Below are 13445 nucleotides of genomic sequence, written 5' to 3'. Positions count from 1 at the left end.
TCGTGTGTTTCGTGTATTTCGTGGTTCCCCAATGAATTTCATCCTCAAAATGGCCTGGCGGGATTCGCGGGCTTCGCGGCGGCGGCTGTTGCTCGTGTCGCTGTCCGTGGTGCTCGGCATCGCCGCGCTCGTCGGGATCGCTTCCGTCGGCGACAATCTCCAGCGCGCCGTCGAGCAGCAGACGCGTTCGCTGCTCGGCTCGGATCTCGCCGTCACCTCGCGCACCGAATTCGAACCGGCGACGCGTGCGTATCTCCAAACCGTATCCGTCGAACAAGCACACGAGGTGTCGCTGCGATCGATGATCACGTTTCCCTCCCGCGATTATCAGCGCCGGCTTGTGCAGGTGCGCGCGCTCGAGGGCGGTTTTCCTTTCTACGGCGAGCTCGTGACGCAGCCCGCCGGCGCGATGGCGCAGCTTGCGACCGGCCCGTTCGTGCTGGTGGAAGAAACCATCCTCGCGCAATTCGGCGTGCAGGTCGGCGACGAGGTCATGATCGGCAAGGGCACGTTTCGCGTCGCGGGGGCGCTGCAGAAGATCCCCGGCGAGTCGGCGGCCGTGTCGATGTTCTCGCCGCGCGTTTATCTCTCGATGGATTCGCTGCGCGCGGCCGGACTCGAGGGGCGCGACAGCTTCGCGAGTTATCGCATGCATCTGAAACTCGCGCCGGGCGTCGACCCGGCGGCGCTCGAGAAAGAGATGCGCGAAAAATTGAAGGAACAGCGGCTGCGCTACACGACGGTTGAGGAGCGGAAGCGCGATCTCGGCGACAATTTGAAGGACGTTTACTCCTTCCTGAGTCTCGTCGGATTCGTCGCGCTGTTTCTCGGTGCGGTGGGCGTCGCGAGCGCGATGCATGTGTATATCCGGCAAAAAATCGCGACGGTGGCGGTGCTGCGCTGCCTCGGCGCAAGCGCGCGGACGAGCTTTGCGATTTATCTCGTGCAGGGTTTCGGGCTCGGACTCGCCGGCGCGCTGGTGGGTGCGGCGGTCGGACTTGGCGTGCAACAGCTGCTGCCGGTGGTGATGCAGGATTTCCTGCCGTTCGAGGTGGAGATTTTCGTGTCGTGGCCGGCGGTGGCGCGTGGCGCACTGGCGGGCCTCGTGATCTGCGTGCTGTTCGCGCTACTGCCATTGCTCGCAGTGCGGCGGGTTTCGCCGCTGCTGGCGATCCGTTCCGCGCAGGGGCAGGCGACCACGCCGGATCCCTGGCGCAAATGGCTTTTCCTGGGCATCGGCGTGGCGATCGCGGGCTTTGCGATGCTGCAGTCGGGCAGCTGGAAAGTCGGCGCGGGTTTCACGCTGATGCTGGGGGCGGCGTTCGGTTTGCTCGCGCTGGTCGCGCGGGCGATCGTTTGGGCGGCGAAACGTTTCGTGCCGCGGCGCTCGCTGCCTTACGTGTGGCGGCAGGGACTCGCGAACCTGCACCGGCCGAACAATCGCACGACGCTCCTGCTGCTCTCGTTGGGACTCGGGACGTTTTTGATGATCACGCTTGTGCTCACGCGCGCGACGCTGCTCGGGAAAATCGAAGGCATCGGCGGCGGCGCGCGACCCAACCTGATGTTTTTCGATGTGCAGGAGGATCAGATCGATGAGCTTGCCGCGATCGCGCAGAAGAACGACACGCCGCTGCTCGCGCGGGCGCCGATGGTGACGATGCGACTGGCGACGTTGAAAGGACGTCCGGTCGAGGAGTGGTTGAAGGACGACACCGTGCAACTGCCGGGCTGGGCATTGCGGCGCGAGTATCGCTCGACCTTCCGGCGTGAGTTGACCGACACGGAGCGCGTGATCGCCGGCGAATTCACCGGGCGCGTGGAGCCGGGGGTCGAGCCGGTGCCGGTGTCGCTCGAGGAAGGGCTCGCGGGCGATCTGCAGCTCGGCCTTGGGGACGAACTGAGTTTCGACGTGCAGGGCGTCCCGGTGCTGTGCCGGGTTACGAGCCTGCGGCAGGTCGAGTGGCAGCGGATGCAGCCGAATTTTTTCGTGGTGTTTCCCGAAGGCGTGCTCGAACCGGCGCCGAAGACGTTCATCGCGGCGGTGCGGACCGGCACGACGGAGCAATCGGCGGCATTGCAGCGCGAGGTTGGCCGGCAGCTCCCGAGCGTGTCGGCGATCGATCTCTCGCTCATCCTGCAGACGCTCGACGGGATTTTTTCCAAGGCGGCATTCGTGATTTCGTTCATGGCGGCCTTCACGGTGGTGACCGGCGTGATCGTGCTCGCGGGCGCGATCCTGACCGGACGGTATCAACGTATTCGCGAGACGGTCCTGCTGCGGACGCTCGGTGCGACGCGGCGGCAACTCCGGCAGATTCAATTCGTCGAATACGCGGTGCTCGGCGTGCTTGCGGCGCTGACCGGCGGCATGCTCGCGCTCGCGGCGAATGCGCTGCTGGCACATTACGTTTTCAAGGCGCCGCTGGTGGTCCCGCCGTCGGTCTTGGTGGCGTCGATCGGTGGCGCGGTGGCGGTGACGCTGATCACCGGTCTGCTCACGAATCGCGGGGTGACATCGCATCCGCCGCTGGAGGTGTTGCGGCAGGAAACGTAACGGCGGCGACGTTGCGGCGTGGGGCCACTTGGCACTTGTTACTTCCGCCGGGTTGTCACTTCTTACCTGCTTTTCCGCTCATGCCACGCGTCGTCACCTTCCACTACACGCTCCGTGATCCGTCCGGCCGCGTGCTCGATTCCTCTGCCGGCGGTTCGCCGATCACCTACCTCGAAGGCGCGGGCCAGATCATCGACGGCCTCGACGAGCAACTGCGCTCGCAGCCCGCGGGCGCGAAGACGCGGGTCGAAGTCAAGGCGGCCAAAGCCTACGGCGAACGCGACGCTACGCAGATGCAGACGGTGAAACGTGACGTGCTGCCCGTCGACGGCGAGCTGCAGGTCGGCGACACCTTCCAGGCCGGCCCCGATCGTCACGCGCCGATCGTGCGCGTGGCGGCGATCGACGGGGAGGACGTGCTGCTCGACGCTAATCATCCGCTGGCCGGCGTGGACCTGACCTTCGAGGTCGACGTGGTGGCGGCGCGCGAAGCGACGGCCGAGGAACTGCGTCACGGCCATGCGCACGGCGGTGACGGCTGCGATTGCAGCTGATTGCCTTCCAGATCCAGACGCTCGCCTCATCCGGCTTCGCGAAACCTCGACGCGATACAGTCACCTGACATGAAGATCCTCGGCATCGATATTGGCGGCTCGGCGATCAAAGGCGCGCCGGTGGATACCACGACCGGCGTAATGCTGACGGAACGGTTTCGCATCGAAACTCCGGATACGCTCACGCCGCTGCAGATGGCGCGGGCGGTGGCTGCCGTGGCGCGGCACTTTCACTGGCGCGGGCGCATCGGGGTCGGGTTTCCCGGCGTGATTCACGGTTCGCGCACGTTGACGTCGGCGAACCTGCACCCGCGGTTCGTCGGACTGGATACGGGAGCATTGTTCGCGCGCGAAACCGGTTGCCGCGTGGCGATCGTCAACGACGCCGATGCGGCGGGCCTCGCCGAGATGCGTTTCGGCGCGGGTCGCGGGATCGCGGGCACGGTGCTGCTGCTGACGCTCGGCACGGGCGTGGGTTCGGCGTTGTTTCACGACGGCTGTCTGATGCCGAACACCGAGTTCGGGCATCTGACGATGCGCGGACATTCGGCGGAGCGGTTCGTTTCGTCGGCGGCGCGCAAGCGGCGCGGGCTGGGTTGGGACGAGTGGGGACAGGATCTGAACCGGTATCTGCTGATGCTGGAGACGCTCGTCTGGCCCGATCGGATCATTCTGGGCGGCGGCGTGAGCGCGAAAAGCGACCAGTTTTTCGGCTACCTGAAACCGCGGGCGGACCTCGTGCCGGCGGAGCTCAGGAACGGGGCCGGCATCATCGGCGCCGCGCTGTGGGCGCGAGAGCAAAAAATGCGGAGTTGAAAATGCCAAAAGGCCGCTTGGCGTGCCCCGGCTTTCGCGACACGATGGCGGGCGATGAACGCCAAGATCCTCGTGGTCGGGCAGGGACTCGCCGGCACGGTGCTCGCCTGGGAGTTCGAGCGCGCCGGTCTGCCGGTGGAAATCGTCGATGCCGGGCACCGGCTGTCGGCCTCGCGCGTGGGCGCCGGTATCATAAATCCGGTGACGGGCCGGCGGATGGTGAAAAGCTGGAAGGTCGACACGCTGCTGCCGGCGGCGCGGGCCTGCTATCGCGCGATCGAACAGGAATTGCAGGTGCCGCTCTGGCAGGAACTGCGGGTGCGGCGTTATTTCGTCGATGACGACGAGCGGCAGATTGCGGAGCGCAAGACCGCGTCCGGCGAACTCGCCGGCTATGTCGACGGCATCGACGGCGACAGCGTGTGGATCGAACAGGCGGGACGGGTCGACGCCGGGCGCCTGATCGCGGTGGCGCGCGCGCGCTGGCAGGCGGCGGGAGTCTTGCGCGAGGAGCGCGCGGACGGGGCGCGGCAAAGCGGCGATTACGGGCTCGTGATCGATTGCAGCGGGGCGCTGGGCGACGTCGCCCGGCAGTTTGCCTTCGTGCCGTGGCGGTATTCGAAAGGCGAGTGCCTGACGGTCGCCGCAGCGGGATTGACGGAAGGCGTGGTGTTGAACCGGCGGCATTGGATCGTGCCCGTCGGGCCCAGCCGGGCGAAGCTCGGCGCCACGCATGTGCCGGCCGGACGGGACACGACGCTGACGATCGAAGCCCGCCGGGAACTGGAGGCGAGCGCCGCCGCGATGCAGGTGCCGATCGAAGCGGTGGTGGCACAGGAGGCCGGCGTGAGAAGCTATCTTCCGGACAAGCGGCCTGTGGCCGGGCGCCACCCGCTCGATCCCCGGCTGGGCGTGTTCAACGGATTCGGGGCAAAAGGGGCGCTGTTCGCCCCGGCGCTGGCGAGGCAGTGGGTGCGCCATCTGCTCGATGGCGCCGCGTTCGATCCCGAAGTCGACGTGAAGCGCTGGTTTCGTCCCGCCTGAGGCGCGGCGGTTCGATTCCGATCGCGGATCGGATGAAGTGAGTCCGTGGATACGGATCGGCGGTGCGTTTTTTGTAACTTTCGCGCCACCTCCGCGGTAATAGCCGCGTGCCTCGCCTGACGCGCATTCTTGCCCTGCTGCCGTTCATCCTCCCGGGATTCTTGCCGGCATCGCCGTCGCTCGATCACGCCCGGCAGGCGCGCGCGCTGCTTGGTGACGAAACCTGGTCGCGTGTCGTCCGGATCGAAAACGCGAACCGGAACAGCGTGTATCCATCCGAGCTTTACGCGCTCGTTTTCGAGCTGGGCGGGTTGCTCTGGTTCTACACCGACGCCGACGGCACGCAGAGCCTGTCGCTGCATCGCCACCGGCTCGCGGCGGAGAAGGCCAACCTCGCGCCGCTGCTGCAGGCCATCGAGCCCGGTTTTGTGGTGCACGAAATCGTGCCGGAGGAGCAGGCGCGCCCGCTGGTCGTAGCGGAGGCGCCGCCCAATGCCTGCCTGCTTGAGAGCCATGCGCTGCTGCGCCGCCGCCAGGCAGCGGGCGAACCGATCCTGCACGCCCGACTGCTGAGCTATTACATTCCGCAGCGCCGGGCGGGACACACGGTGCTGTATTACGAGACGCCGCGCGGGGCCTTCGTGATCGATCCGGATCGTCCGCGAAAGCGCGTGCGCGTCCGCAAGGCGGCGCACGACGACCCGCGGACGTTGGCGGAGGCGATCCGGCCGCGCCTGCAGATCAGCGGCGCGCGCTGGATCCCGGCGTCGGCGGCGCCGGGCGAGACGAGGCTGGCCACCGCGGGTTCGCCCCTGAAGCGGGCCTGGCTGAAACAGGAGCGCGGTCCGGACTAGCGGCGGAGTCGGCCGGAGATTTTCCGACGGTGGACTCTGCCAAAACTCATGCCGCTTCTCGGAGCCGGCCCCATGGCGCCGGCCCAGCCGGCGCTTAACTTTGGGCATGAGTCTTTCAACCCCTCCGCCGGATCGGACCACGGCCACTTCGGAGCCCGTGTTCCGCAGCAAGATCGCCGTTCCGGGAAACCGCGGCATCAAAATCGTGCGTTCCTGCACCATCCGCAAACCCCCCGCCGAGCTTTATCGCTTCTGGCGTTCCTTCGAGAATCTTGTCGCCATCATCAAGCACCCGGTGTCGATCGCCCGCATTTCGGACACGGAATCGCACTGGCGGGTCAGCGCTCCCGGCGACCATTTCGTGGAATGGCACGCCGTCGTGATCAACGACGAACCGGACGAGTTGATTGCGTGGCGTTCGCGCGAGGGTGCGGATGTCGAGAATGCGGGCACGGTGCGTTTCGAAGCCGCGCCCGGGGACGAAGGCACGGAGGTGACCGTGCAGCTGGAATACAATCCCCCGGGCGGCCGCTTTGCCGCCTTGATGGCGAAGCTCACCGGTGAGGAGCCGGCGCAGCAGGTGGCGGAGGCGCTGCGACGTTTCAAGGCCCTGATGGAGGCGGGCGAGATTCCCACGATCGAGGGCCAGTCCGCCGGCGGACCGCAACGGGCGGCGCGCCGGAAGGAACGCGAACAGCTCCAGCGAAAGGCGGCGTCATGAAAGCGGTCTGCTGGATGGGCAAGCGCGAGGTGGAGGTCCAGGAGGTCGACGATCCGGCGATCCTGAGCCCGGGCGACGCGATCGTGCGGATCACCTCGACCGCGATCTGCGGTTCCGATCTGCATTTGTATGATGGATACATGCCGACGATAGAGAAGGGAGACATCCTCGGCCACGAGTTCATGGGCGAGGTCGTCGAAGTCGGCCCGGGCGTGAAGCGCCTGAAGGTGGGCGAGCGCGTCGTGGTGCCGTTCACGATCTCGTGCGGCGGCTGCTCGCATTGCCAGCGGCAGCAATGGTCGTTGTGCGACAACACGAACCCGAACGCGTGGATGGCGGAGAAACTTCTCGGCTACAGCGCGGCCGGGCTTTTCGGCTACTCGCACCTGACGGGCGGCTATGCGGGTGGGCAGGCGCAGTATGCGCGTGTGCCTTACGCGGATCACGGCCCGATCGTGATCGAAAACGACACGATCCCGGACGAGCAGCTGCTGTTTCTCTCGGACATTTTTCCGACCGGCTACATGGCGGCGGAGAACTGCGACATCAAGCCGGGCGAGACGATCGTCGCGGTGTGGGGCTGCGGACCCGTGGGCCAGTTCGCGATCCGCAGCGCGCTCCTGCTCGGCGCGGCGAAGGTCTACGCAATCGACAGCGTCCCGGAACGGCTCGCGATGGCGGAGGCGGCGGGAGCGATCGCGATTCACGATGACGAGGACGTGCTCGAAAAGCTGCGCGAGCTCACCGGCGGTCGCGGTCCCGATGCGGCCATCGACGCCGTCGGCATGGAAGCGCACGGATCGAGCTACGATAATCTCAAACAGGCGCTGAAACTGGAGACGGACCGGCCGTATGCGCTGCGTCAGTCGATGCGCGCGGTGCGCAAGGGCGGCGTGCTGTCGGTGCCGGGCGTCTACGGCGGGTTCCTGGACAAGATCCCGTTCGGAGCGGCGTTCAACAAAGGCGTCACTTTCCGCATGGGCCAGACGCACGTGCAGCGCTACATGCCGCAGCTGCTTTCGCTGGTGGAATCGGGAAAGATCGATCCCTCCTTCGTGATCACGCACCGCGTCCCATTGACGCGCGCGGCGGAGATCTACGAGGTCTTCACGGAAAAACGCGACGGCTGCATCAAGGTCGTGCTCGATCCCGCCGCCTGATTCAAAACGCCGCGGCGGCCCTCGCAGGTCGTCGCGGTGCCGGCGTTCACGACGACGCGGTGGCGGGCGAAAACAAATCCGTGAGAACCTGGCGCAGCTCGGACGGAAACACCGGCTTGTAGAGGATCCGGTCGACCTTGAGTTTTTGATACGTCTCGTTGACGCCGGGACTCAGCTCCGAGCAGAAAATCAAAATCTTGCCCGCATACGGCAGCTTGCGGAGCTCGCTCACGAGTTGGATGCCGTTCAGGTGCGGCATGTGATGATCCGTGATCACGAGGTCGTAAGCCGCCGGATCGAGCATCACGCGCGAGAGCGCTTCGCGACCGTCGCCGACGCACTCGATGAGATGACCTTCGCGGCTCAACGCGATGCGCGCCAGTTCGCGCAGCTCACGCATGTCGTCTGCGTAGAGGATGCGCAGAGATTTCTTGGGCGTGGAGTCGTTGGGCAGCATGGTTCGGACACGAGTTGAGGTGGCTGCTTACCTGGCGGATAAGCTGGCATGAAAGACTGCGGAATGCAGGCCCAGTTCTTTCAAAATACTGCGAAAAAAACCGCAGGGTGGCCTCAGGTTTGCCCCGACCGACCCACGCGGCAGCGCACGGCTCGACGCGTGGGTGAGTTGTCGGCGCGAGGCTTGCCCGAAGGCAAAGGTCGGGCGCGTTTTACCTCTGAAAACGCGTGCGGCCGCACGCCCCCGCGGCCTGTTGCGCGCTGCTCCGACGCGCGGGCCGGAGTGCGCAACTGTTCCCGCACGGCGAACCGCGTGAAACGCCAAGCTACTATGGCGGCGTCAACCTATGAAAACCTCCCTCAAACTCATGACCGTGCTCGCGCTGGGCGCGACCGGCGTCCTCTCTCTCCAATCCGGTTGCGCCTCGACCGCGACCTCGCAAAGCACCGGCGAATACATCGACGACAAGGCGATCACCGCGAAGGTGAAAACCGCTTTCGTGCGCGACGACGTCGTGAAGGCGCTGCAAGTCGACGTCGAAACGTTCAAGGGCACCGTGCAACTCAGCGGCTTCGTCGACACGGCCGCCCAGAAAACGCGGGCCGAGCAGATCGCCGCGGGCGTGCAGGGCGTGCACAGCGTGACGAATAACATCATCGTGAAGGCGGCCGCCGAGTAAGCTCCTTTTCTGTCTGGACTTGTTTACAAGCCGGCGACTCGCGTCGCCGGCTTTTTCGTGGAGCGAGATCGCACTTGCGTGCGGCGCCGCCAGCGCGCTGAAGTTTCAGCCATGCGGCGCCTCGCTTCGCTCCTGATGGTGACGATGTGGTGGGGATTCGGTTCGCCCGTTCGCGGCGCGGACCCGTTGACGATTCCACTCTGGCCCGATTCTCCGCCGCGGGAGACGACAACGCTGCCGCCCGAGCAGGACACGACGAAACCGTCCGACAATCTCATCGCGGGCCGGCGACTGATCCGACTGGGCAACATTTCCCGGCCGACGATCACGATCTACAAACCGGAACCCGCGCGGGACACCGGTGCGGCCGTGATGGTTTGTCCGGGAGGCGGTTATAACATCCTCGCGTGGGATCTCGAGGGCACGGAAGTGTGCGAATGGCTCAACTCGATCGGTGTGACCGCGGTGCTGCTCAAATATCGCGTGCCGGCGCGGGCCGGCATCGAGCGCCACGAACTGCCCTGGCAGGATGCACAACGCGCCCTCGGAATCGTGCGCCATCGCGCGGCCGAGTTCGGTGTCGACCCTCAGCGCATCGGGGTGCTTGGGTTTTCGGCCGGCGCGCATCTGGCGGCGCTGGTGGGCAACCGCTTCGAACCGCGCGCCTACGATCCGGTGGACGCGGCGGACGCCGTGAGCTGCCGCCCGGATTTCATGCTGCTGATTTACCCGGGCTATCTGGCGGACAAGGCGAACGGCGACCGCGTGCCGGAGTTGGTTCAACCCGCGCCCGGCCGCACGCCGCCGGCGTTTCTCACCATGGCGCAGGATGATCCCGTGCGGGTCGAAAACGTATTGTCGTATTACACGGCGCTGCAGCGCGCGGGCGTGCCCGCGGAGCTGCACGTGTATCCAAAAGGCGGGCACGGCTATGGCCTCCGCCGCACCGACAATCCCGTCACGCACTGGCCGGATCGCGCCGCCGAGTGGCTGAAGGCGGGCGGCTGGCTCGAGCGCGCCAAGTAGGCGTCGCACCGCACTTCAGGATGGCCTCCGCGACGGGCCTCGCTCAACTCGGAGCGATGCAAACCCCACTGCGGCCACGCCCGGCCCTGTTGCTCCTTTCGCTGCTGGCAGCCTCCCCGCTTTTCGGTTCCGCCGGCCGCGACTGGCCGGTGTATCTCGGCGACAAAGCCGCCACGCATTTCTCACCGCTCGGTGAAATCACGGCCGGCAACGTCAGCGGCCTCGAAGTGGCGTGGACCTGGCGGGCTGGCGACGCGCGCGGCGACCAGACCCAGATCCAGTGCAACCCGCTCATCATCGACGGCGTGATGTATGCGACGACGCCCCAGTTGAAAGTCGTTGCCCTCGATGCGGCCACGGGCGTGGAACGCTGGCGTTTCGAGCCGGCGGAGCCCAACGGCGTGAATCGCGGCCTCACGTATTGGTCGGATGGAGACGACCGCCGGATTCTTTTCGGGACCGGACACTGGCTGCACGCGATCGACGCCCGCACCGGACGCTTGATCGAAACCTTCGGGACGGGTGGCCGCGTGGACCTGGCGGAAGGACTCGATCGCGACGTCACCGGCCTCGCGATCCAGGCCAACACCCCTGGCGTGATTTACCGCGATCTCATCATCATGGGCATGCGCGTCGGCGAAGGCCCGGGGCCGGCCGCGCCCGGGCACATCCGCGCATTCGATGTGCGCACGGGCAAACTCGTCTGGCGTTTTCACACCATTCCGCATCCGGGCGAGGAAGGCTATGATACCTGGCCGGCCGACGCGTGGGAGCGGGTGGGCGGAGGGAATGTGTGGACCGGCATGACGGTCGATGAGGAGCGCGGGCTGGTGTTTTGTCCGGTGGGCTCGGCGGCGTTCGACTTTTGGGGCGGCGACCGGCTCGGCGACAACCTGTTCACCAACTGTCTGCTCGCGCTCGATGCCACGACGGGCAAGCGCGTGTGGCATTATCAATTTGTGCGGCACGATCTGTGGGATCGGGATCCGCCGGCGCCGCCAACGCTCGTGACCGTGCGGCGCGACGGTCGCGACATTCCGGCGGTGGCGCAGGTGACCAAATCCGGCTTCGTCTTCGTGCTGCATCGGGAAACGGGAGAGCCGCTTTTCCCGGTGGAGGAGCGCGCGGTGCCGTCGTCGGATCTCGCGGGCGAAGTCGCGGCGAAGACCCAGCGGATTCCGCTGAAGCCGGCCCCGTTTGCGCGACAGTTGTTCACGGCGGAGGAAATCACACAGCGCACGCCCGAAGCGCACCGTGCGGTGCTGGAGCGTTTCTCGCGGCTGCGTCCGCACACGGTGTTCGCGCCGCCGAGCCGCGAGGGCACCATTATTTTTCCGGGTTTCGACGGCGGGGCGGAGTGGGGCGGCGCGGCGGTGGATCCGCACGGCGTGCTTTATGTGAACAGCAACGAAATGCCGTGGGTGCTCTCGATGATCGAAACCGGCAGTGCGAGCTCGCTGGGCGAGCAGGTGTTTCTGCAAAACTGCACCGGCTGCCACGGCGCGGATCGCCGCGGAAATCCGTCGGCCAACATCCCGGCGCTGGTCGATGTCGCCCAGCGCCTCACGCGCGAGCAGGCGCTTGACGTGATCACGCACGGTCGGGGCGTGATGCCGCCGTGGGGGTTTCTCACGGAACAGCATCGAGACGCCCTCGTGGATTTTCTCTTTGGCGGGGCGCCAGCGTCGGCGGGACGAAACGAGGCCGGTAACGCTCAGCCGGAATGGCCGACCTATTTGCCCGACGAGCGCCGCGCGACTCCGCCGCCCTATACTCATACCGGCTACAATCGGTGGCTGGATCCGGACGGTTATCCCGCGGTGAAGCCGCCGTGGGGCACGCTGAACGCGATCGACCTGAACACGGGCGATTATCTGTGGCGCGTGCCGCTGGGCGAACTGCCGGAGCTGACCGCGCAAGGCCACCCGCCCACGGGAACGGAAAACTACGGCGGCCCGCTCGTGACCGCCGGCGGGGTATTGTTCATCGGCGCGACGAAGGACGAGCAATTCCGCGCGTTCGATGCGCGCACCGGCCGCGAGCTTTGGAAAACGACGATCCCCGCCGGCGGCTATGCCACGCCTGCGACCTACGAGGCCGGCGGCCGGCAATTCGTTGTGATCGCGTGCGGCGGCGGCAAGATGGCTACGAAAAGCGGCGACGCATATGTGGCGTTCGCACTGCCGCGGAAAAGCGCAGCCGCCCAGTAGTCGTTTCGCAGGTGGAGACGGCTCTCCGAGTCGCCCGCCGAAGGTCACAGACGCGTCGGAATACGCGAGCCAAACTCAGGGCGCGTGGGGACACGCGCCCCTACCTTTTGTTGTTGGCTGTGGACTGGCCGGGCGCGCGCAAAAAAATAGCAACGAGCGGACGGGGTCCGCTCGTTGCACGGTGACGATTCAGTTATGGCGTCTGAACCGCCAAAATGAATTGCCGCTCAGACGGCGCGCGGCTTGCGGGCGATCACGCCGATGCCGATGAGCGCGATCACGCCTCCGGCCACCATGTAGACGACGTGCTTGGGTTGACGCGCCCCGCCGTCGACGGCGTTGGCGACTTCCGTCGTGGCTTCCGAGGCCACGCCAGCGATGGAGTCTTTGCGGTTGAGCCCTTGGACAAACAGGAAGATGCCAAGCGCAATGAGGACGATGCCGATGATATTTTTCATAAGCGAGTGGGGTGGTGAGTGAAAACGGACCGGGCCGGTTCAGGGGCGTTCCGCGCGAAGCCGCTGAAATCCCCGGCAAACTTCCGGAGCCAACATCGGGGTTTCGCGCGTTCGCCGATCGGCGTCGGCTCGATGCAATATTGATGTTGGACGCCGTCGTGGCCGCCCGCGTTCAAGCTCACCGCGCGGATTTCCTGCCGCTCCGGCGACCAGGTTGCCCTTCAGGCTCGCAACTTTGACAACGGCGCGAGTGTCTTGGCCTCATGCTCGAAATCGCGACGTGGTGCCTGACCGTTTCTCTGATGCTCGTCGGCATCGTCGGGGTCGTGGTGCCGTTGTTGCCGGGCACGACGTTGATCCTGATCGCGGCCATTTTGCACAAGCTGATCCTCCCTCCGCAGCTTTCGTGGACCGTCGTCGGGTTCATCGCCCTGTTCTGGCTATTGTCCATCGTGGCGGATTTCGGCGGCGTGATCCTCGGCACCCGCTGGTTTGGCGGTAGTCGCTGGGGTATGGGGGGCGCGAGCGCCGGCGCGCTGGTGGGCGTGTTCTTCTCGTTGCCGGCATTGATTCTCGGCACCGTCTTCGGCGCGATGGCGGCCGAAAAGCTGCTCGCGAAAAAAACCGGACGCGAATCGTTGCGCGCCGGCATGGGGGCAGCGATCGGATTTGTGATCTCGACAGCGGCGCGGCTCGGCTGCGCGGCCGTGATGATCGGCCTGTTCGTGGTGGCGGCGACGATCTCCGCGCGGACCTGACGCGAAGTTCCGGCCGGTGGATTTCTGACGACGACCGCTCGTTCCGGGCGTCGAGTCGTGGAGAACATTTTTCGGCTGAAACGGGGTTCGCGTCGGTTTACTCTGTGCAAGCTGATGGACGCCTGCCTCGGTGGGTCGGGCGACCCCGGCG

General features: G+C 66.1%; 13 protein-coding genes. 11 read left to right on the top strand and 2 right to left on the bottom strand.

Features of this window, described 5'->3' with window-relative positions; genetic code table 11:
• Positions 1–31: 31 nt before the first annotated feature.
• The 7 genes from AC6RV7_RS03020 to AC6RV7_RS02990 all read left to right on the top strand — a co-directional run bounded on the left by AC6RV7_RS03020 (position 32) and on the right by AC6RV7_RS02990 (position 7706).
• Positions 32–2557, top strand: a complete 2526-nt coding sequence (locus AC6RV7_RS03020) for an ABC transporter permease (protein ID WP_500092421.1) — start codon at positions 32–34, stop codon at positions 2555–2557.
• Positions 2558–2637: 80 nt separating this feature from the next.
• The gene (locus AC6RV7_RS03015; protein ID WP_500092420.1) at positions 2638–3111 is read left to right on the top strand and encodes an FKBP-type peptidyl-prolyl cis-trans isomerase; all 474 of its coding nucleotides are present in this window, start codon (positions 2638–2640) and stop codon (positions 3109–3111) included.
• Between the two features lie 69 nt (positions 3112–3180).
• Positions 3181–3927, top strand: a complete 747-nt coding sequence (gene ppgK, locus AC6RV7_RS03010; protein WP_500092419.1) for a polyphosphate--glucose phosphotransferase — start codon at positions 3181–3183, stop codon at positions 3925–3927.
• 54 nt (positions 3928–3981) lie between these two features.
• Complete coding sequence (locus AC6RV7_RS03005; RefSeq protein ID WP_500092418.1) at positions 3982–4971, top strand: NAD(P)/FAD-dependent oxidoreductase; 990 nt, start codon at positions 3982–3984, stop codon at positions 4969–4971.
• Between the two features lie 107 nt (positions 4972–5078).
• The gene (locus tag AC6RV7_RS03000; protein ID WP_500092417.1) at positions 5079–5825 is read left to right on the top strand and encodes a hypothetical protein; all 747 of its coding nucleotides are present in this window, start codon (positions 5079–5081) and stop codon (positions 5823–5825) included.
• Positions 5826–5931: 106 nt separating this feature from the next.
• Complete coding sequence (locus tag AC6RV7_RS02995; RefSeq protein ID WP_500092416.1) at positions 5932–6546, top strand: SRPBCC family protein; 615 nt, start codon at positions 5932–5934, stop codon at positions 6544–6546.
• Positions 6543–7706 carry a zinc-dependent alcohol dehydrogenase gene (locus tag AC6RV7_RS02990; RefSeq protein WP_500092415.1) on the top strand — a complete coding sequence of 388 codons (1164 nt, stop codon included), beginning with the start codon at positions 6543–6545 and terminating at the stop codon, positions 7704–7706. The genes AC6RV7_RS02995 and AC6RV7_RS02990 overlap by 4 nt, the downstream gene beginning before the upstream one ends.
• A gap of 46 nt (positions 7707–7752) precedes the next feature.
• Here the strand turns inward: AC6RV7_RS02990 and AC6RV7_RS02985 are convergent, their stop codons facing one another.
• The gene (locus tag AC6RV7_RS02985; protein WP_500092414.1) at positions 7753–8163 is read right to left on the bottom strand and encodes a response regulator; all 411 of its coding nucleotides are present in this window, start codon (positions 8161–8163) and stop codon (positions 7753–7755) included.
• Between the two features lie 346 nt (positions 8164–8509).
• On the opposite strand from AC6RV7_RS02985, the gene AC6RV7_RS02980 reads away from it, so the two are divergent.
• The 3 genes from AC6RV7_RS02980 (at position 8510) to AC6RV7_RS02970 (ending at position 12078) form a co-directional block, all read left to right on the top strand.
• Complete coding sequence (locus AC6RV7_RS02980; protein WP_500092413.1) at positions 8510–8842, top strand: BON domain-containing protein; 333 nt, start codon at positions 8510–8512, stop codon at positions 8840–8842.
• A 111-nt stretch (positions 8843–8953) separates the two neighbouring features.
• A complete protein-coding gene (locus tag AC6RV7_RS02975) occupies positions 8954–9868 on the top strand; it encodes an alpha/beta hydrolase (RefSeq protein WP_500092412.1) in 915 nt (304 codons plus the stop codon).
• Positions 9869–9924: 56 nt separating this feature from the next.
• Positions 9925–12078, top strand: coding sequence for an outer membrane protein assembly factor BamB family protein (locus tag AC6RV7_RS02970; RefSeq protein ID WP_500092411.1), 2154 nt, complete (start codon positions 9925–9927; stop codon positions 12076–12078).
• Between the two features lie 227 nt (positions 12079–12305).
• Here the strand turns inward: AC6RV7_RS02970 and AC6RV7_RS02965 are convergent, their stop codons facing one another.
• Positions 12306–12536: a DUF3185 family protein gene (locus tag AC6RV7_RS02965; RefSeq protein WP_500092410.1), complete on the bottom strand. Its 231-nt coding sequence runs from the start codon at positions 12534–12536 to the stop codon at positions 12306–12308.
• A 263-nt stretch (positions 12537–12799) separates the two neighbouring features.
• Between AC6RV7_RS02965 and AC6RV7_RS02960 the strand changes: the two genes are divergently transcribed.
• Positions 12800–13294 carry a DUF456 domain-containing protein gene (locus AC6RV7_RS02960; RefSeq protein ID WP_500092409.1) on the top strand — a complete coding sequence of 165 codons (495 nt, stop codon included), beginning with the start codon at positions 12800–12802 and terminating at the stop codon, positions 13292–13294.
• Positions 13295–13445 lie beyond the last annotated feature (151 nt).

Source organism: Opitutus sp. sgz309028, assembly GCF_059821195.1.
This window is presented reverse-complemented; position numbering and strand designations above follow the sequence as displayed.